Below are 19,511 nucleotides of genomic sequence, written 5' to 3'. Positions count from 1 at the left end.
AGCAAATAATCAGAAAATAATCAGAAAATAATCAAACTATGTAGATGAATTGATAACTGTTAGTTGACGATGATAAAAAACAGTTGACCACCAATATTTTGAGGGATACCCGCATCAATTTGTTCTGGGGTATAAGCACTAACTTCTTGTAAAGAACTCAAATCAATTAGATCATTTCTTTGCAACCTATATAAAGCGTGATCTAATTCATCCCTTGATAAAGGTGGTTGTAACTTTTCTCGCAGATGAAAGATGGGTAAATAATTCTCTGTACCCAGTTCTCGATCTAATTTTTTAATAGTCTCTAAAACCTGTTCATCACTAGGTTTACTGATAGTTTCTATTTCCGAATTTTCACTGGTAGATAATAGGGAAACAACTGCTTGTGAGTGGCGTAAATTCTTCCGCAAAAACCGGATATAATTACCCAATAAGTCTAAACTTATAACAGGATTGTTACCTTGATTGGGGATAAATTCATCCCGCAAAAATTCCATCCCCCTTGGAGTTAACCACACTTCAGCTTTGAGTCTTTTCATCTTGATTTCTATTTCAATCAAACCCCTTCCAGTTAATACGTTTAATATCGTCTCTCGTTCATCTGACTTCAAACCAGAAACTTTAATTTCACTGGGGGCGATTTTTTTAGAACTTTTACCGATCTTTTCCAATACTTTCAGTTCTTTATCACTGATGGGTAATTGACTGGAATCTAATTTTAACAAAGCCTGTCCAGCATCCTTGATTTTTACTGTGGCAATCTCTTGGGAATAGTCTACCAGTTCTAGTGCTTTCAAATCTCGGCAAATTTTGTTTTTATCTTTTTTAAAAGAATCAAAAACACTGGAACTTAACCCAGCGCGGTAGTTGGGACATCCCAATAGTTTTAATACAAATTTTAACTGGTTAGTATCCATGTGCTTAATGTTGCTGGCTGCGAACTATGACTAATCTAGGTTAAACAGAGAAAAATTGACACACTTTTATTATATTAACTCTAATGTGTACCATTTTTCACTAAATATTATGATTATGCAAATTTCTAGTCATTCCTTCCTGAATAAGCTATTGTTAGATTTGGTTGTGTAAAGATTAATCTACTCCCGGAGCGATCGCGGGTTAGAAGGACTTACTGTAAATAGTATCAACACACCACGACGAGCATTAAAAGCAAAATAACCCGCAGAATACATAAAAGCTATTAGTCAAATTTTTAAAGTTTCACAACTTAGATATCAACTCTCTCATAATGCCAGATAATTTATATAAACTTATAGAAACTAACTTTACTTGGGAAATTGCTAGAAAGCTTTATAAACAAATTTACTTATAATGTGAGTAATAAAAATAATTTAATTAGGACTTACGCAAGATTTGACTGAAAACCTGATTATTGTGTAGGGGTAATTCATGAATTACCCCTACTTTCTTTCCCGTTTGCGTAAGTCCTGTTAATACAGCTGTTGTTTTCATTTAAAAAAGGAGTTAACACCAATGAGTAATTATATTCACTGTCCTCATAATAGCGTCAAACCTGTATCCAACGGAGAGCAAATAGCAGATTCCAACTTATGTGATTTTTGTTGGCATGAATACTGCTTTTGTTGGTCAGAATATTGCATGAGTGAATGGTATGAAATACAAACCCAGCATGATCAGCAAAATGGCAACAAAGTTCACAAAAAATCAGGCGATCGCCAATCTCAGTATCCCAAAAATTCGCCCAATCTATAGACAAATATAGTTATCAGTGGACGAATTACGCAACTGGCACATTGGTAGGGTACGTCAGATGTCAAAAATCTGTTTATTCGCATAAATTAATCCTTATAATGCAAACTACAAGTAAACAACGCTAAAAAATAAACAATTTTAATATAATTAACTTTATTAATATATATATATATATATATATTAATAGTAAACCTTTTAAAAAAATACTAAATGATTAATTAAAGATTAAACTATAGTGAAGTTTGATTTCTTAACACCTTAAAAGGCTATAAAAAAACTTTCCCAAATTTAAAGTAATGGAATTTTTCACTGAATATCCATATAAAGGCGGGAACTAAAAGTGAACATACAACTATTTATCCAACGAGCAGAAGCATTACACCAGCATTTAGCAGATTTATACCAAACTGCTACCGTATTACCCTGGATTCCCTCTGATCTACTACCCCAAGCATTTAAAGAACTACATAGCACCTCAAAAATGTTGCAATTAGCAGCTGAGGAACTTTACCAGCAAAACGAAGAACTCATGCAAAATTGCACCTTGCTGGAAACACAACGCCAACATTACCAAGAATTATTTGAATTTGCACCAGCAGCTTATTTAGTAACTGATCAACAAGGTATTATCCAAGAAGCCAACCGATTAGCATCACAATTACTAAACATCGACCAAAATTTTCTAGTTGGAAAACCAATAACAAATTTCATTTCACAAGAACAACACTCCTACTTTTTCAGCACAATTAACCAGATATCTCCATCTGAGCAAATCCAAGAAATATTATTACGATTAAAGCCACATCATGATGATTCATTTGATGCCTCTTTGAAAGTCAAATCTGTTGCCAATCAGCATGAGAAACGGACGAAATTACACTGGTTAATACATAAAAGTGTTGCCTCTCAGCCAGTAGAATCAACAGATGTTAAACATTTGACCGACCTAATTGAAAATCGTCCTATACATAAACATTCCAAAGGAGAAATTATCACCCTCAATCCTGTATTAATTTGGTTAGTTCGTCAGGGTTTAGTTAAACTCAGTTCATTTAATGAAACAGGTGCAGAAATAATCACAGGGTTAGCAAAACCAGGCATGATGTTTGGCTCTAGTATGACATCTCTACCCATTTACCAAGCCACAGCCATTGCAGATGTCGAAGTAGTACCAATTTACCTCTCAGAAATTGCAGCTACACCCAACCTCAATGAAATCCTATTATCTAAAATGCAACAGCGATTACAACAAACACAATCTTTTTTATTTATGGCTGGTCAACGAAACGTACAAGAAAGATTACACAAGTTATTAGAAATTTTAAAACAGCAAATTGGAGAACCAGTAACAGAAGGAACACGCCTCTGTTTTCGCCTCACTCATGAAGATATTGCCAATATCTGTGGTACTACCAGAGTCACAATTACACGCTTACTGAGTCAGTTCCAACAACAAGGTAAAATTCAATTTGATCATAAAAAACATATCATCATAATTCATAATTCATAATTCATAATTCATAATTCGCAATTACAATTTATGTAGGCTTTAACCTATTAAATAATGATTACGAATTACGAATTAGTAAGAGGATGTTTTAAAAGCTAATGCCACGCTACGCTATCGGCGAATATAATTCGCTACTATACAAACGAATTCCACTAGTGGACTCATGAAAAATCAAGGCTCTTGAACCCACGAAGGTGGGTTTGGTCTGTGTAGACGCGATTTATAATCGCCAAGGGATGTATGAATTTAGACTTTTCAAACAACCTCTAAAAATTTCCTCAATTTGAACTTGCTGCACAGCTAGTAAAGAATTGTGCCAACATTATGATCATGAGCGAGGCAGAAGGCAGCAGGCAATAGGCAGAAGGCAGGAGGTAAATAGGGGATGCTGAATAAACCAAAAAACCTCATAAATCAAAGCTGTGAGGCTCATAAAAAAGACGGTAGGTGCTTTCGTTATAGCGTCTTGAGTCTGAAAAACCTTGCACTTTTCTGGGCGGACAGAAATGAAAAAATGTCTTTAATTCTCCTCCTGACTCCTGACTCCTGACTCCTGACTCCTAGCCCTAACGAAAGGACTTTTTCAGCAAACCCTAAATATTTCTCCCCAACTCCCCTGCCCCCTACCATGAGGAAAATAGGAAAAGGGGCGCTCCTCAACGCCCCATCTATGCAATCAAAATCCTCATTTCCACCGTCAGCCCAACAATTCAAGGTTTTGGCAATTTGGCAGACAAAATTTTTTAGTTACCGTTTTAATAGAAATATCAACAAAAAGAACAGGACAGTTAAAAATAGTTCCAAGGGAAGGATGGCAGCCAACCCTTAGAACTTACAGCCACTCGCCAGTTGTTGATGAAGCACTGTACAACACCCCTATATGTTGTAGCAGTCCCTTAACTTTTTAGTCGCTTCACTACAACTGGCTAAATATCTCACAGGAAACATATAACTCTTTTATCAGTTTTATCAGTTCATCCATTGTTTGGTTGAGCATTTTTTGATTTGGCATGAGCAGTCTAAAAAAACATTGGTTAGTCATTAGCTATTAGTCGCGCAGCATTTGGGAAATGATTTTGTCAGCTTGCAATCTCTGATAAGTCAAGCGGAGCAAACTAGCAGTATCGAACAAACCACAAACATAGCAGGCAAAACCCAAAGCATCCAACAGCATCAAGCTACTAACGCCTTCTTTGGCCAGGGATAATACAAACTCAGTCACCCCTGGCGCACTTGTATCTAGTGGCATTGTCGCCAACAGGAAACGTATACAATCGCCTGATACAATTGTTCCTTCTAATTCTTTGCTATCCGTCGCTAGACGAACAATACCAACCAAAATTTGATTTGGTGTCATTCCTTCTTCCATGAGAAGGACAAATAAAGATGCCAGACTATCTGGAGTGTGTTTATCGAGTTTGATATTCATCGTGCTTACATATTTACGTGTAACAATAAACTCAAAATTTTTTGTAGATCCGGAAAATTTAAGCCAATTTTTTTACTTTCTAGATGTGAAAAATTTGTTACCAAGGTATATTTACTTGCTGAGTGAAGAAAGTCAGCAATATATACCAACAGTCAGAGCAGAAATTCCGCAGAAAAGTCTTTACAGCAGTAAAAATCCCTAACCTCATTACGAAAATAGATAAATTTTGTACCTAATTTACTTACAATATTTAGTATTCAGTAAATCACCAATTTATCTGTTTTGGCAGGCTGTGGAGAATTTTTAGCTGTGGTCAAAATAATTTCAGAGCTATTGAGAGAGAGCAATACAAACCTCTAGTCTAAAAAACTCTACTATTTACCTAAATATCCGTTGAGAATTTCCAAAAGCTCAGAAATTTCTTCTCTGCACCCTGCACTTTTTTGCTTGACTAACACAGTAGATTGCAAGTTCCACAGAACTGTAAAATTTACTCAAAAATTGATGCACCAGCAACTTTAGACCACTGAGTGCGGCCGCAGTTTCCGAATCTTAAACCATAAGGCAACATATTGCCTGTGATCTGAGTCATATCTTTTGGGTTAGGTTAGGAAATAGGGAATAGGGAATAAGGAATAGGGAAAATTTCTGAGGTAGAATGTGGGTCAACGGATAAAAACACGGATAAAATCAGGGTTATTTGCATTGATATTTATGCTGAGTATGATAGCTGTGGTTATGCTATCTTTACCCTTAAAAGCGCAAGTAATTATTCCTCAAAGGCAAACATCAGAAACATCAGAGTTAAGGGGAGTGTGGTTAACAAATATTGATAGCGATGTTTTATTTGAGAGCGATCGCTTGCAAAAATCCCTACAACGTCTACAAGAGTTAAATTTTAATACCGTTTATCCAACTGTCTGGAATTGGGGTTATACACTTTATCCTAGCAAAGTTGCCGCAAAAGTGATTGGTAAATCCTTAGATCCCACACCAGGATTACAAGGACGAGATATGCTCAAAGAAGTAGTTACAGAAGGACATCAACAAGGTTTAAAAGTAATTCCTTGGTTTGAATTTGGCTTTATGGCTCCTGTTGATTCACTTTTAGCCAAAAATCGCCCCCAATGGCTAACTAACCGCAGTGATGGTACAAAAATTGTCAAAGAAGGAACACATGATCGGGTATGGTTGAGTCCTTTTCGTCCCGATGTGCAACAATTTATTCAAGATTTAATAGTAGAAATCGTCAAAAATTATGACATTGACGGGATTCAATTTGATGATCATTTTGGCTTACCTTCAGAATTAGGTTACGATGCCTACACAGTAGCACTATACAAAAAAGAACACCGTGGAAAAGCACCATCAAAAAACCCCAAAAATCCCGAATGGGTGCGCTGGAGAGCAGACAAAATTACCGATTTTATGAAGCGGGTGTTTTTTGCCATTAAAGCTAATAGAAAGAATTGTATAGTTTCCGTTGCCCCTAATCCCCAACGATTTTCTTATGAATATTATTTAGCAGACTGGCAGAAATGGGAACGGATGGGATTAGTAGAAGACTTGGTTTTGCAAATATATCGAGATGATTTAAATGTCTTTATCCAAGAATTAGAATACCCGGAAGTGAAAGCAGCCAAGAAACATATACCTGTGAGTATTGGGATTTTGACAGGATTAAAAAATCGCTCCGTTCCCATGCAGCAGATAAAAACCCAAGTAGAAAAAGTGCGCGATACCTCCGGTGAGCGAGGCGATCGCCAATTTGCGGGTGTTTCCTTCTTCTTCTATGAAACTCTCTGGAACATCAGCCAAGAAAAAGCCCTAGATCGTCAAGCCGGTTTTCAAGAACTTTTCCCCAAACCAGCAAATTATCCTAACTTACTGGCAGGGTGGAAAGGTTAGCAGGTGGGGAAGCAGGGGAAGCAGGGGAAGAAAGGGAAGTTAATAACCCAATCACCAATCACCAATCACCAATCACCCTATTCCCAACTTTCCAGCCAAAGCGGGAGTGAGAGGTAAAAGGGTGCTAACCATTAAAAATAAAGCCAAAAGACCTAAAGCGGCTCTTGCGTCATCGGGTTCAGTAATTTCATTCAAACTGGGGCGTTCTGCATCTCGTTGTAAAAAGAAAATCACTATTGCCCAATAAAAAGCCAAAGTATTACCCAGAGATACCAAAGCTAAAACGATTAAAGTGGCAATTGTCGCTCTTCCTGCGGTTTTACGTCCATAAATTGCCTGAACAACACGCCCCCCGTCTAATTGTCCGGCTGGCATCAAGTTTAAAGCTGTAATTACCAACCCTAACCAACCAACTATCACCAAAGGATGAACATTCACCAAAGGCGCTTGTAAAGCTGAACCTAGCACAACTCGCGCCAAACTACCGACTAAAATTGAACCTTGGAAAAATTTATTGGGTAATTGAAATAAACTACCAGGGTGGGAAAGTAACAACCCTGTAACCAACATGATCAAAGACACGATACCGCCAAAAGCTGGACCTGCTAAAGCAATATCAAATAACGCTTTGCGGTTGGGTAATAGAGACTGAAAACGGGTAATTGCCCCAAAAGAGCCAATTTGTACTGCTGGCAGGAAAAAAGGCCAAGTTAGGCGGACTTGGTGTTTACGTGCTAATAACCAATGTCCAATTTCATGGGCTATCAAAATTGTAAATATTCCCAAACCAATGGGTAAAGCTTCCGAAACTCTTGATGGGTTGGCGAATAAATCAAAATTCAGCAGTAAACCCGCAGCTTCCAAACTTGTGGCGATAGTTGCTACTAATAAAATTACAGCAAATGCTTTTTGCGATAACTGCATTGGTTTAGGATCAGTGCGACTCGGTAGCACAATCATCACTGGTTTACCATCTGTATTTTCTACGAAAAACAGACGATATTGATCACCTAATCGCTCTTGCAATCTTTGGGTAAGACGGTTGTGAACTTGTTCTGCATCTCCCCGCAAGTTACCTTTAAAAATCGCTCCCTCTTGATAGGGTATGGTTTCCGTGGCAAAAAATGTATCAATACCGAAAATACCTTTGATGGTATTTAAATCTTCTTCTGGTATATTGATAGCCTCTGGTTTTACTTCTGCTATGACTACGGGTTGGTTAGCATTTTCTGAAGTGCTTGCTGTTTCTGAAGCTTGGTTAGCTAGTCTTTCCGTTGCTTTAGCTTTGAGCATAGCATCTTGGCCAGCTTGGCGTAATTGTCTACCTAAGAAGATGTATATTCCTGTGGAAAGCACCAGCAATAATAATACACCCACTATATTGATATAAATGCCCGCAGCAAACAAACCAAAGAACACCAGCCAGGGAGCCATCAATACTACAGACTGTAACCAGGCTAAGATACCCAGCTTACCAAAAGGTCTGGCGCGATAAAAGCCCCAACCTAAAATGCCGAAAGCGACTAGCACTACAGCCGCTATGATAGGAGTTTCTGATGAAGTTAACATTGCTCAACCTTTGCTAATCTATAACGCAAATAGGAGTCTACCCAAATAATGTAGTGCTGTTATTTGGGAATATTCAACTAAATTGACAAATTTAACATTTTATGATATTATAAGTAGTTATTTTTATATCAGTTGGTTCATTTGTTTCTTTGTATTCTTTGTATTTCCATATTTCATGTACATAGCTAATAGAAACCGACTGCTGACAAAAATAGGTTACCTTTTTATACTTGGTTGAGTGATGGGAAGCCCTGCTTTTCCAGAGGGATTTAGGGGGATATGAAGATATTTTATACATCATGAGTGAATTTTAAAAAATTATACTTAAAAACTAACTTTTTTGCAACCACCACTGCATAAAAATAGCACGACATTGTAAACTTTGGAACGAAGTTCTAAAAATCGCTCTTCAACCCGCCAATATTTTGATTTTATCATCTGACAATAACTTCCTTCACTAAACCTGCTAACTTTTGTGCAGCACCACCTTCACCCCTAGCACTGCGTAATTTATCTTTCATTGCTGCTAACTTTTCAGGATTTTCTAACAAGTCTAAAACCATTTCTCCCACAGTTTCTGGTTGCAATTTTCCCACTAATTCCGGTACAATTTCACTTTGCGCCCAAATATTAGGCCAAGCTAATAAACCTTTATTTCTCAGAAACCACCAATTAATTAATTTAGCAAAACCAGAACCTACACCCGGTAAATTTGCTAATAAACCTGGTAAACCATCCCAAGAACGCATTGCATCTAATTGTTGAGTAGGTAATAATACAATCATTGGTATTCCCAAAGCGCCTAATTCTGCGGTATTTGCTCCTACTGTAGTTAGACAAATTGCACATTGAGATAATAAATGATAAGCGGGGTTTTCTTGTTTTAATTCTACTGTTAAACCTGTAGAAGTTTGCAGAGAATTATCTATTAAAGATGCACCGTTAAAACCGAAAGCTTTGGTAAATTCGTTTTTTTCAGGATTGGCAAAACTGGCTAAAGTCGGTAAATCTAAAGTTGGTGCAACAGGAATAAAAAACTTTGTTTGTGGTCTTTTACTATGAATATATTCCGCAATAGCTAATTCTAATGGTACACCTTGAGTTAATTTCGCTGATTTTGAACCTGGTAACAACCCAATAATTTCATTTCCCCATCTCCCCATTTTCTCATCTTCCCATTTTCCCATCTCTCCCGCAGCTTCTAACATTAAATCACCGACAACGGTAAATTTATGTGCATATTGAGGTGAGACATTCTTAATAACTTGGGGTTTCATCACTGCAAAACAGTCTATAAAATTATGCCAACGTGCTTCCCATTCTGCATAAACTACGGTTTTATATCCTAATTTTTTACCAATGATGACAGGAAAAATTTGATCTCCTCCCAAAAATACAACTACACCTTTTTTTCTCCAGTCCCAATTTTCGGCTGTTTTTCCTGTTAATAAAAACTGCCAAAAATTCTCAGGTGCTTGCACTCTATTTACCTCTGGATAGGAACTAGCTATACTTACTTCTTTACCACTAGCATGAGGACAAGGTGATAAAATCACAGAAATTCGCACTTGAGAAATATCATATCCTAATTGTTCTCTTAATGCTTTAACAACAGGACGCACCCAAGTTGTAACTTCTCCTGGTCCATTGGAAAGAATGAGAATATCGATCATGTTTTTTTAAATAGTTATTTAATTTGTTATGGTTGGTAATTGGTAATTGGTAATTGGTAATTGGTAATTCAATGAAAGGATTTTGGATTTTGGATTGTTTTTGTCAATTCCAATCTAAAATCTAAAATCTAAAATCTAAAATTTTCTTCCCCAGTCACCAGTCACCAGTCACCTCATCATATTTAGCTTTAACAGCTTGTATATCTTGCCACATTAACCATTTTGGTGAGCCTTTTTCCCTGGAAGGATTACGCAACAAGTAAGAAGGATGGAAAATAGGCATACATAAACGCCCTTCCCAGTCTAGCCACTGTCCGCGAATTTTCGTAATTCCTTGTTTGTTGCCTGTAATTCCTTTGACAGCAGTTGCACCTGTTAATAAAATGATTTTGGGGTCAACTAAGCGAATTTGTTCTAATAAATAAGGTTTACAAGCGGCCATTTCTTCCGGGGTGGGAACTCGGTTTTCCGGTGGACGGCATTTTACTATATTACAAATATATACATCATGCTCCGTACTCAAATTTACAGATGCCAAAATTTTATCTAATAATTGCCCAGACTTACCCACAAATGGTAAACCAGTTTCATCTTCATTTTGTCCTGGACTTTCCCCAATAATCATGATTATAGCTTGGGGGTTTCCCCTTCCCACTACAGCATGAGTGCGATTTTTACCCAACTCACAGCGATGGCAATTTTGACAATGTGGTGTTAATTCCGTCAAACTTGTATAAGTTCCTGACGGAATGGGAATTTTTGCATCTGTAGGAATCAAGTCTTTTTGATTAAAGTTTGATTCGTTAAAAAGGCTAAGTTGGGTATCGCTGTTCATGAAAATTGGGGCTTTGGGTAGGCTATTTCTAAAGTAGACGTTTGTTGAATATTGATCTTAGTGAGAATTTCATTGTATCAAGTCCTTGGTTTATTTTCAGAAAGTGAATTAATGGCACACAAATCAAAATGCTTCTGGTGGGGAAATATCAGCCCCCAAACCAACACCTCTAGCATGAGAATTAATTCCTGGTTTAACGGATTTAACATTTACTGCTGTTTTTTGTGTTGATTCACATAGTGATGAAGATGTGGGAATAATCACTTGGGAATTTTGGACTGTGCTATTTTGAGAAATTAAAGATAATCCTTCCACAGCAACAGCTAAAAGGGCTGTGTAACCTACATATAAATGTATCAGACCAATTTCTAAATTTAATTGTCCTGGAGATTTTTTGGTTTGATACCAAGATGGTAAAACGGATTTTGCTTGGTTGGGTACGGGTAAGGAATTAGCTAAAATTGTACCGTTTAGTCCTAAAGCATTGCCCATCACGCGGATAAAACCACGAATTAAGATATAGGAATCCTATTTGATTGGTGAACACTGCAAGAGTCAGATCCCCGACTTCTTAGAGAAGTCGGGGATCTTGTTGTTCATAACTCATTTAGGATTGCTATATTTTCGCTGTTTGCAAATGCCAATTAGTTGATTGTTCGTAGGCATAAGCTACTTGAAAAAGTTGATCTTCTCTTAATACTTTACCAATTAATTGTAATCCTATTGGTAAACCTTGGCTGTCAAAACCACAGGGTAAACTAATTCCAGGTAAACCGGCAAGGTTAACAGGAATTGTCATTAAATCATTCAAGTACATACTTAAAGGATCGGTGATTTTTTCCCCGGCTTTAAATGCTGTGGTGGGGGCGGTGGGAGTGACTAAAACATCAACTTGGGCAAAAGCATTTTCAAAGTCTTCTTTTATCAATGTGCGGACTTTTTGCGCTTTCAAGTAATAGGCATCATAATAACCGGCACTCAGGGCATAAGTACCAATCATAATCCGGCGTTTGACTTCTGTACCAAATCCCATTGCACGGGTGCGGGTGTACATTGATAATAAATTATCTGCTTCTTCTGCACGTACACCATATTTCACACCATCATAACGAGCGAGGTTTGCTGATGCTTCTGATGGGGCAATAATATAATAACTGGGAACACCGTAACGGAAACGGGGACAGGAAATTTGTTGAACTTCCGCGCCTAAACTTTCTAATTGGGCGATCGCTTTATTTACTGCTTCTTCAACTTCTGGATCTAAACCATCACCAAAGGTTTCTTTAATGATACCAACTTTGAGTTTTTTACCTTTTAAATCTGGTGTTAAATTAGCAGTGTAATCAGGAATTTCGACTTTTAAACTGGTGGAGTCTTGAGGATCATAACCTGCGATCGCATTTAATAAAATCGCTGCATCTTCCACACTTCTACCAAATGGTCCAATTTGATCCAAAGATGAAGCATAAGCTACCAACCCATAACGGGAAACTAACCCATAAGTCGGTTTCATCCCCACCACACCGCAAAAAGAAGCAGGTTGACGAATAGAACCCCCAGTGTCAGAACCGAGAGAAACTACACATTCTTCCGCCGCAACCGCAGCAGCAGAACCACCAGAAGAACCACCGGGAACTCTGGCAATATCCCAAGGGTTAGCGGTAGTTTGATAAGCGGAGTTTTCTGTGGAACTACCCATAGCAAACTCATCTAAGTTGGTTTTACCAACCATTACGCCCCCAGCATCAGCGAGTTTTTGGGTGACGGTAGACTCATAGGGAGGGATAAAATTTTCCAGAATTTTAGAAGCGCAAGTGGTGGGAATGCCCTTGGTACACATATTATCTTTAATACCGATGGGAATCCCTGCGAGAATACCGATTTCTTCCCCAGCAGCGATTTTTGCATCCACAGCGCGAGCTTGTTCTAGTGCCTGTTGTGCAGTGACAGCCAAGAAACTGTGCAGTTTTGGTTCTAGTGCTTCAATGCGGTTTAATGATTCTTGGGTGATTTCAACGGCTGAACGTTCTTTTTTTACTAGCTGTTTGTGCAACTCGTTAATGGATGCCATAAATATTGTTTCTCTTTAATATTCAAGTCTCTGATTTTAGCATTTACAGGTGTGAGGGTGGTGTTTTGTTGGATCTCACGCTCCAGACGCGGAGAGGGGTTTGAGGGTTGGGTGATGTTAAATTATACTGATTTTTTTGTAATGTGTGGACATCCTGCCCGATTAAGAAAATAAGGTAACATTTTGAATATGCCCGCAAAAGACATTTATCACAATACTGTTAAAAATGCTTTAATTAAGGAAGGTTGGATAATTACAGATGACCCTCTACATTTAAAATGGGGTCAAAAAGATATGTATGTAGATTTAGGAGCAAAACAACTTTTAGCCGCAGAACAAGGAACTAGAAAAATTGCTGTAGAAATTAAAAGTTTTGTTAGTCCTTCAGAAATGGCAGACTTGAAAGATGCTATTGGTGGATTTGTTTTGTATCGTGCTGTGATGAATCGTCTAGAACCGGATAGAATGTTATATTTAGGAGTGCGAGACGCTGTATTCACAGATTTATTTGAAGAACCAATTGGTAAACTTTTAATAGAAAGTGAAAATGTGAATTTACTTGTTTTCAATGCTGAAGATGAGAGGATAATTCAATGGATACCTTAGATAATTATCGGCGGATTATTAAGGAAGTTTTAATACCTTATACACAAATTCCTTATTCTTATGGTGTGATTGAATGTAAACCAGTTTTTGATGAGGAAAATGATAGTTATTTATTAATAACTTTGGGGTGGCAGGATCATAAAAGGATTCATGGTTGTTTAGTGCATCTGGATATTATTGATGGGAAGATATGGGTACAAAGAGATGATACAGAAGATGGTGTGACTTATGATTTAGAAGCGGCGGGAGTTCCTAAAGATAAAATTGTGTTAGGTTTTCATCCGCAGAATGTTAGACAGCATACGGGTTATGCGGTAAGGTAAGTTTAAGGGATTATCGCACTAGATTAAAACTGAGTATCTGGGTGGAAATCATCTCAGTCAATATAGCAACAAGCAAACAAGTAAGGTAAAATTTTTAATACAGGTGTAAAAGCAATCTAATTTTATAATTAGATTTGCATAAGCACGAGATAAATAAATCATTATTCAGGAGAAAGAATATCAATGGTAAGAGTGTTAATTTCTTTACTAGGAGGGCGGCCAGTTCCAAATATCTTAACAGCACTGCATATTAAACCAGATTACATTTACATGATTGTATCAAAAGATTCTTTAAGTTCCGGTGGAAGTTATGATAAGGCTATTAGTGCGCTACCTAAAAACTTACAACCATCTGAGCCGCTTGCGGTTAGACCTTATGTACTTCAAGATACTATCGAAAGATGTCAAGAAATTGCCAAAAATCATAGTAACGATGAAATTATTATTAACTCAGCCTCAGAACCAAAAACTATGACTTTTGGGGCTTATGATTTTGCTAAGGCGTTAAACGCAGATGGGAAAAAAGTTGATATATGCTATCTCTCAAGAGAAGGCTTTATCTGGGCTTTTAGAAATACAGATAAAATAGAATCGGCAAAAATTGGTCTACAAGAATATTTTGCAAGTTATGGATGGGATATTAGGTTGAAAACTCTTAGTGATAATTATAAATTTCGTAACTTGGTTTCACTGTTAACTGAAAATATGCCAAATTTGCATTCTAAGGCAGAGCAGTTAGGAAAAGGAATGTGTTCTACTTTACTGGTAAGCAGTGTTTCAAAAAATAAGAGAACTGAAAAAGATTTACAGGAATTTGAGAGATGGGCTAGAGAACGCCAGATAGTTTTAGTTATGGCAGAAGATATACCCAGAATGTCAGATATACTCAAGAAGATAGTGACAGGTGATAAGGAACTAGAACCTAAGAATATTCCTTGCTATGCTCGAATCTAGGTTTTATTTTGAGCATTGAGTAAGAGTTTGGAAATTTCACTCTACTTTTGATAAATGGGTTTAATTTAAAATTTCCAAAATTTGTGGTGAAGTTGACAATATACAAGTATGATCGCTTAACCTAACCTTGATCTAAAATAGAATAAAATCAACTATAACAGCACAAAAATTTATCATCAAAATACCTATGACACTAACCCTTGATCTATCACCAGAGTTAGAGCAATATCTTTTACTAGAAGCCAATCAGCATGGACTTTCTGTAGAAGCAATGGCATTACAACTTTTAACAAATTCTATTTTATTAAAACAAAAGCAAGCCGAAGCTGTTAACCTTATCCAGTCTTGGATAGATGATGAAGATGAATCAGAACAGCAAGAAACAGGTGAATATTTAATTCATGCTTTGGATAATGATCGGTTATCTGAACGCCAATTGTTTCCCGTTGAAATGAAGGGGATTACTTGGTGAACCGAGTCATTATTTTGGATACAGGTCCCCTTGGTTTAGTTACTAATCCTAAGCTATCGCCTGAGAGTATAGAATGTGCTAAATGGCTTCAAAATCACATTAATTCAGGAAGTCGTGTGATTATTCCAGAAATTGCAGATTATGAGGTTAGACGTGAGTTATTACGAGCAAATAAAATCAAGGGAATTGCACGTTTAGATGATTTAGCCAAGTTCCTTAAGTATCTGCCAATTACAACAACTGCAATGCAAAAAGCCGCAGAACTTTGGGCAGAAGCCCGTCAACAAGGGCAACCGACAGCAGGTGATAAAACAATTGATGGTGATATAATTTTGGTGTCTCAGGCAATAACTTTAGGAGTTCCAGATGTGGTGATTGCCACCACTAATATTGGTCATTTATCGCGGTTTATTAAAGCTGATCTGTGGCAAAATATTTCTTAAAGTAGTGCGATCGATCCTCTTTTCACTTGAGTTAAACAAAGCAGTCTGTAGATGAAAAGCGATCGCCTGAATTAATTTACTGTAGTCGCTAAAAATTATGAATATCAATGCTTCTATTATTGATCAACGTTTAAACTCATTAACTGATACCATTAAACAACAGGCAGATCAAGAATTAAATATCAATGATCCTGGTAAACTTAAATCTTTGGCATTTGTCTATTTTTGTGTGCAAACTATCCTTGATTTAGATGATTCTAATACCTTTGATTGTTTAATGGAAGGCGGTGGAGATTTTGGTGTAGATGCTATCCACATTTCCGAAGAACATGATGGAGAGTTTACCGTTAGTTTATTTCAAGCAAAGTACAAAAATGATCTACAAGGAAACGCAAATTTTCCTGAAAATGGTATCAATGCTCTCATCAATGCAATTAGATTTCTGTTTGATCCCAGTGCCAAATTAGAACATATTAATCAACGTTTACTTACCAAAGTAGAAGAAGCTCGGAGCTTAATTAGAGATGGATATATTCCCCAAGATCGGGCATTAGCTTGTAATAATGGCATAAAATGGAATCAATCTTCTCAAGAAGCTATTGATCGTGCAGGATTTGGTGATCAAGTAACTTGGGAACACGTTAATCATGAACGGTTAATAAAAATTTTACAAGCTTCTCGACCAGTTAAAGACACTTTGCAACTTAGTGGTAAAGCGGTGGTTGAAGATATGAATTTTAGTCGGGTGCTTGTGGGAAGAATTTCCGTAACTGAAATTGCCGCACTCATCGAAAGGCACGGAGAAAGGTTATTAGAACGTAATATTCGCCGTTACTTAGGGCTACAAGGCAACCGAGTTAATGAAGGTATTCGGGATACTTTAAATAGCGATGAGAGGAATAATTTCTATTTTTACAATGGCATCACTTTAATTTGTGACAAATTCTCCTACAATGCACTGCAAAATAGTGATCATCAGGTACAAGTTGAAAACCTACAAATTATTAATGGTGGTCAAACCTGCATGACAATTTTTAAAACTCTTCAAGATTCAGATTTACTACAGCAAAATAACCAAGCATATCTTTTGTTAAGGCTTTATCAATTACCCAGTGATAATGATGATTTAGTCCAAAAAATTACTTATGCTACTAATAGTCAGAACCCTGTTGATCTAAAGGATCTCCGAGCTAATGATCATCTACAGCAAAGGCTGGAAATGGATATCAAACAACTGGGATTTAACTATCGTCGTAAACGTTCTGATACCAGTGCCAGATCCACTACAGAGATTACTTCAGGGGTAGCTGCTGAGGCGGTACTGGCTGTTTGGCGACACAAACCCCATCAAGCCAAGTTTTTTACTCGTGAGCATTTTGGTAAACTGTACGATTCAATTTTTACTGAACAGCTTAATGGCGCACAGGTTGTAATTGCTGTACAGTTATATAGAATTGCCGAAAACCGACGTAAACGACCAAACCCAAATGATCCTGCTTGTGTCCGTTATTCTTCATGTTTTATTGCCATGCAAATGGGGAAAAGACTTCTCAAAAAAATGAATCTCCAAATACAGCAAATTAACCACCGCAATTTTCATGATGCTAATTTGTTTATCGAGCAAAAGGGGGAGGATTATTTTAATGATTCAGTACGAGATATTCAACAAGCACTACAAAAACTTTATGGCATTCAAGATATTTCTTTACAACAACTTTCGGCTACATTCCGACGTGGAGATTTAATTGAAAAACTTCAACAAATAGAAATATCTTAACTGAGGTTTGTTTGCGAAATTCCCTCATTTAAAGTTCTCAAAACTTGCTGCATATCTCGCGCTAATAATGCCTCCACATTTAACCATAAACCCGTAAATTCCACACTCCTAATTATTCCCTCTGCATCTGGTTTCATTTCTATATATTTACTATCTTCTAAAACAAACCAATCAATTTGTTGATCAAAAGTTCGCCAAACTATATACTCTTTTACACCATTTCTCTGATAAACTCGTTTCTTATCATGGACATCGTAGGAAACGGTACTGGCAGCAATTTCTACTATCAGTTCTGGCGCACCGGCAATATAACCATCATCATCAATTATGGCATTTCCATCTACTCTAAATAACACTACATCGGGTTGAGGTTCGTTATCATTATCAAGGCGTACAGTGGGTTCAACACCCAACTCGATCCCACCGACAGCAGTTTTGTAAGTCCATAACCAGCCTATCAAGTCGCCATGTGGTTTAGCATGGGGTGTAAAGCGTAAAGGAGAAGCCACGTATACAATACCTTCAATTAATTCAGCTTTTTTGACATCGGGTGTCGCAGTATAACGACGTTCAAACTCTGCACGATCTAGGCGATCGCCATTTTCCAATAATGGTAAAATTGGGGGAGATTTAGCAATAGTCATGGCGTGTAAAAATATCTCAAGCTGTTAAGTATGGTCAATAAACTTGAAATTACCAAACATTAATTAGGCAATTGCCTAGTACAAAGATAACAAATCTAAGCCTGATCTAAAATCCAAAATCCAAAATCTAAAATCTAAAATGGTATAAGTAATATGGTTAAAATAATTTCCCGTCAATACGTAGGTGAAGCCAATGTTTATGATATTGGTGTTGAGAAAGATCATAATTTCGCCATAAAAAATGGTTTAATTGCCTCTAATTGTTTCAATAAATCCCACTCTACAGCTTACGGTTATGTCACTTATCAAACAGCATATTTAAAAGCTAATTATCCATTAGAATATATGGCAGCACTGTTAACCGCTAACAGTGGTGATACAGATAAAGTGCAGAAATATCTTAACAACTGCACAACTATGGGAATTGAAATTGATCCGCCGGATATTAATCGCTCAGGTTTGGATTTTACCCCCGCAGATAATAAGATTTTATTTGGATTTTCTGCCGTGCGAAATGTGGGACAAAATGCGATCGCCTGTATTTTAGAAGCGAGAGTAGAAGCAGGAGTATTTAAATCTCTGGCTGATTTTTGCGATCGCATTGATTTACGTGCTGTTAACCGCCGTACTTTAGAATCATTGATTCAATGTGGAGCTTTTGACAAAATAGAACCTAACCGCCATCAATTGATTAAAGATTTAGAATTAGTCTATGAATGGGCGCAATCTCGTGCTAAAGATAGAGCTATTGGACAGGGAAATCTCTTTGATTTGATGGGGGGAGGATTTGGTAATAATGGTACGCAAACAAAAACTAATAATGGTTTTGAATCTGCACCTAAAGCTGAAACAGTTTTAGATTATCCCCCACAGGAAAAGTTGCGGATGGAAAAAGAATTATTAGGTTTTTATGTATCCGCTCATCCTCTGAAAAATATCAAACAATCATCTTCTTTGCTCTCACCAATTAATTTGGCACAGTTGGGAGAACAAAAAGATAAAACATTGATTTGTGCAGTTGTCATGCTCAATCACGTGAAAAAAGTGATGACTAAAAAAGGTGACCAAATGGCAATTTTACAAATAGAAGATTTAACCACAGCATCAGAAGCGGTTGTATTTCCTAAAACTTATGAACGAGTTAGTTCATTATTGGAAATAGATACCAGATTAATCATTTGGGGAAAAGTAGACAAACGAGATGAACAAACTCAATTTATTGTTGAAGATGCCGAACAAGTTGAAAAAGTGCAGATGGTAGTAGTGGAATTAAATCCACAGGAAGCTACTGATATTGAAGTCAAGCGTCATTTAAGTTCAATTTTAACAGAACAATCAGGGGACAATAATCAAGCAAAAGTTCCTGTAATTGGTATTATTCAGGCAGGAAATTCTCGTCAACTGGTGCGTTTTGGTAAGAAATATTGGGTACAAGATTCTTTCTTAACTATACAATCTTTAAGAAATGCTCACTTTTCTGCTCATGTCAAACAATTGACGGATAATTAGTAAGTATTCAGCTATCAGTAATCAGTAATATTTGAGAAAAAATCAATGTCAAAA

18 protein-coding genes are annotated in these 19,511 nt (G+C 37.0%); 10 read left to right on the top strand and 8 right to left on the bottom strand.

The features are described 5' to 3' along the window. Positions 1–59: 59 nt before the first annotated feature. Positions 60–917 carry a transcription factor RcaD gene (locus K2F26_RS01455; protein WP_220610080.1) on the bottom strand — a complete coding sequence of 286 codons (858 nt, stop codon included), beginning with the start codon at positions 915–917 and terminating at the stop codon, positions 60–62. Between the two features lie 577 nt (positions 918–1,494). Here K2F26_RS01455 and K2F26_RS01450 point away from each other — a divergent pair. After that, positions 1,495–1,734 carry a hypothetical protein gene (locus K2F26_RS01450; RefSeq protein ID WP_220610079.1) on the top strand — a complete coding sequence of 80 codons (240 nt, stop codon included), beginning with the start codon at positions 1,495–1,497 and terminating at the stop codon, positions 1,732–1,734. A 340-nt stretch (positions 1,735–2,074) separates the two neighbouring features. Then, positions 2,075–3,244, top strand: coding sequence for a helix-turn-helix domain-containing protein (locus K2F26_RS01445; RefSeq protein WP_220610078.1), 1,170 nt, complete (start codon positions 2,075–2,077; stop codon positions 3,242–3,244). 1,048 nt (positions 3,245–4,292) lie between these two features. On the opposite strand, the gene K2F26_RS01440 is transcribed toward K2F26_RS01445, so the two are convergent. Further along, a complete protein-coding gene (locus K2F26_RS01440) occupies positions 4,293–4,673 on the bottom strand; it encodes a hypothetical protein (protein WP_220610077.1) in 381 nt (126 codons plus the stop codon). A gap of 714 nt (positions 4,674–5,387) precedes the next feature. On the opposite strand from K2F26_RS01440, the gene K2F26_RS01435 reads away from it, so the two are divergent. Continuing rightward, on the top strand, positions 5,388–6,581 hold the full coding sequence (locus K2F26_RS01435) for a glycoside hydrolase family 10-like protein (RefSeq protein ID WP_220610076.1): 1,194 nt from the start codon (positions 5,388–5,390) through the stop codon (positions 6,579–6,581). Positions 6,582–6,653: 72 nt separating this feature from the next. Here the strand turns inward: K2F26_RS01435 and K2F26_RS01430 are convergent, their stop codons facing one another. From K2F26_RS01430 to gatA, 5 genes are all read right to left on the bottom strand, one after another. Then, positions 6,654–8,150, bottom strand: coding sequence for a site-2 protease family protein (locus K2F26_RS01430; protein ID WP_220610075.1), 1,497 nt, complete (start codon positions 8,148–8,150; stop codon positions 6,654–6,656). Positions 8,151–8,584: 434 nt separating this feature from the next. After that, positions 8,585–9,823 (bottom strand): glycosyltransferase family protein, encoded by a 1,239-nt coding sequence (locus tag K2F26_RS01425; protein ID WP_220610074.1) that lies wholly within the window; start codon positions 9,821–9,823, stop codon positions 8,585–8,587. 154 nt (positions 9,824–9,977) lie between these two features. Continuing rightward, a complete protein-coding gene (locus tag K2F26_RS01420; protein WP_220610073.1) occupies positions 9,978–10,658 on the bottom strand; it encodes a uracil-DNA glycosylase in 681 nt (226 codons plus the stop codon). Positions 10,659–10,781: 123 nt separating this feature from the next. After that, entirely contained in the window at positions 10,782–11,150 is a 369-nt protein-coding gene (locus K2F26_RS01415; RefSeq protein WP_220610072.1) for a hypothetical protein, read from the bottom strand. Positions 11,151–11,274: 124 nt separating this feature from the next. Next, complete coding sequence (gene gatA / locus K2F26_RS01410; protein WP_220610071.1) at positions 11,275–12,729, bottom strand: Asp-tRNA(Asn)/Glu-tRNA(Gln) amidotransferase subunit GatA; 1,455 nt, start codon at positions 12,727–12,729, stop codon at positions 11,275–11,277. 189 nt (positions 12,730–12,918) lie between these two features. Between gatA and K2F26_RS01405 the strand changes: the two genes are divergently transcribed. From K2F26_RS01405 to K2F26_RS01380, 6 genes are all read left to right on the top strand, one after another. Continuing rightward, positions 12,919–13,335 carry a XisH family protein gene (locus tag K2F26_RS01405; RefSeq protein WP_194052718.1) on the top strand — a complete coding sequence of 139 codons (417 nt, stop codon included), beginning with the start codon at positions 12,919–12,921 and terminating at the stop codon, positions 13,333–13,335. After that, positions 13,323–13,658 carry a XisI protein gene (locus tag K2F26_RS01400; RefSeq protein ID WP_220610070.1) on the top strand — a complete coding sequence of 112 codons (336 nt, stop codon included), beginning with the start codon at positions 13,323–13,325 and terminating at the stop codon, positions 13,656–13,658. The genes K2F26_RS01405 and K2F26_RS01400 overlap by 13 nt, the downstream gene beginning before the upstream one ends. 183 nt (positions 13,659–13,841) lie before the next feature. Next, positions 13,842–14,612, top strand: coding sequence for a PDDEXK family nuclease (locus tag K2F26_RS01395; RefSeq protein WP_194052712.1), 771 nt, complete (start codon positions 13,842–13,844; stop codon positions 14,610–14,612). Between the two features lie 187 nt (positions 14,613–14,799). Then, on the top strand, positions 14,800–15,084 hold the full coding sequence (locus K2F26_RS01390; RefSeq protein ID WP_194052710.1) for a hypothetical protein: 285 nt from the start codon (positions 14,800–14,802) through the stop codon (positions 15,082–15,084). Then, a complete protein-coding gene (locus tag K2F26_RS01385; RefSeq protein WP_220610069.1) occupies positions 15,081–15,527 on the top strand; it encodes a PIN domain-containing protein in 447 nt (148 codons plus the stop codon). The genes K2F26_RS01390 and K2F26_RS01385 overlap by 4 nt, the downstream gene beginning before the upstream one ends. A gap of 97 nt (positions 15,528–15,624) precedes the next feature. Continuing rightward, positions 15,625–17,304 (top strand): AIPR family protein, encoded by a 1,680-nt coding sequence (locus K2F26_RS01380; RefSeq protein WP_220610068.1) that lies wholly within the window; start codon positions 15,625–15,627, stop codon positions 17,302–17,304. On the opposite strand, the gene K2F26_RS01375 is transcribed toward K2F26_RS01380, so the two are convergent. Continuing rightward, the gene (locus K2F26_RS01375; RefSeq protein WP_220610067.1) at positions 17,301–17,948 is read right to left on the bottom strand and encodes a Uma2 family endonuclease; all 648 of its coding nucleotides are present in this window, start codon (positions 17,946–17,948) and stop codon (positions 17,301–17,303) included. The two genes, K2F26_RS01380 and K2F26_RS01375, sit on opposite strands and share 4 nt — an antisense overlap. Before the next feature lie 153 nt (positions 17,949–18,101). On the opposite strand from K2F26_RS01375, the gene K2F26_RS01370 reads away from it, so the two are divergent. Then, the gene (locus K2F26_RS01370) at positions 18,102–19,457 is read left to right on the top strand and encodes a helix-hairpin-helix domain-containing protein (protein ID WP_220610066.1); all 1,356 of its coding nucleotides are present in this window, start codon (positions 18,102–18,104) and stop codon (positions 19,455–19,457) included. Positions 19,458–19,511 lie beyond the last annotated feature (54 nt).

Source organism: Sphaerospermopsis torques-reginae ITEP-024 (assembly GCF_019598945.1).
GTDB lineage: Bacteria > Cyanobacteriota > Cyanobacteriia > Cyanobacteriales > Nostocaceae > Sphaerospermopsis.
The sequence above is the reverse complement of the archived record's forward strand: the minus strand, read 5'-3'. Positions and strand labels throughout refer to the sequence as shown.

Bases quoted from the DNA above. Each gene is read 5' to 3' on its own strand.
- K2F26_RS01455 (WP_220610080.1), bottom strand. From the start codon at position 917: ATGGATACTAACCAGTTAAAATTTGTATTAAAACTATTGGGATGTCCC.
- K2F26_RS01450 (WP_220610079.1), top strand. From the start codon at position 1,495: ATGAGTAATTATATTCACTGTCCTCATAATAGCGTCAAACCTGTATCC.
- K2F26_RS01440 (WP_220610077.1), bottom strand. From the start codon at position 4,673: ATGAATATCAAACTCGATAAACACACTCCAGATAGTCTGGCATCTTTA.
- K2F26_RS01435 (WP_220610076.1), top strand. From the start codon at position 5,388: ATGCTGAGTATGATAGCTGTGGTTATGCTATCTTTACCCTTAAAAGCG.
- K2F26_RS01430 (WP_220610075.1), bottom strand. From the start codon at position 8,150: ATGTTAACTTCATCAGAAACTCCTATCATAGCGGCTGTAGTGCTAGTC.
- K2F26_RS01425 (WP_220610074.1), bottom strand. From the start codon at position 9,823: ATGATCGATATTCTCATTCTTTCCAATGGACCAGGAGAAGTTACAACT.
- K2F26_RS01420 (WP_220610073.1), bottom strand. From the start codon at position 10,658: ATGAACAGCGATACCCAACTTAGCCTTTTTAACGAATCAAACTTTAAT.
- K2F26_RS01415 (WP_220610072.1), bottom strand. From the start codon at position 11,150: ATGGGCAATGCTTTAGGACTAAACGGTACAATTTTAGCTAATTCCTTA.
- gatA (WP_220610071.1), bottom strand. From the start codon at position 12,729: ATGGCATCCATTAACGAGTTGCACAAACAGCTAGTAAAAAAAGAACGT.
- K2F26_RS01405 (WP_194052718.1), top strand. From the start codon at position 12,919: ATGCCCGCAAAAGACATTTATCACAATACTGTTAAAAATGCTTTAATT.
- K2F26_RS01400 (WP_220610070.1), top strand. From the start codon at position 13,323: ATGGATACCTTAGATAATTATCGGCGGATTATTAAGGAAGTTTTAATA.
- K2F26_RS01395 (WP_194052712.1), top strand. From the start codon at position 13,842: ATGGTAAGAGTGTTAATTTCTTTACTAGGAGGGCGGCCAGTTCCAAAT.
- K2F26_RS01390 (WP_194052710.1), top strand. From the start codon at position 14,800: ATGACACTAACCCTTGATCTATCACCAGAGTTAGAGCAATATCTTTTA.
- K2F26_RS01380 (WP_220610068.1), top strand. From the start codon at position 15,625: ATGAATATCAATGCTTCTATTATTGATCAACGTTTAAACTCATTAACT.
- K2F26_RS01375 (WP_220610067.1), bottom strand. From the start codon at position 17,948: ATGACTATTGCTAAATCTCCCCCAATTTTACCATTATTGGAAAATGGC.
- K2F26_RS01370 (WP_220610066.1), top strand. From the start codon at position 18,102: ATGGTTAAAATAATTTCCCGTCAATACGTAGGTGAAGCCAATGTTTAT.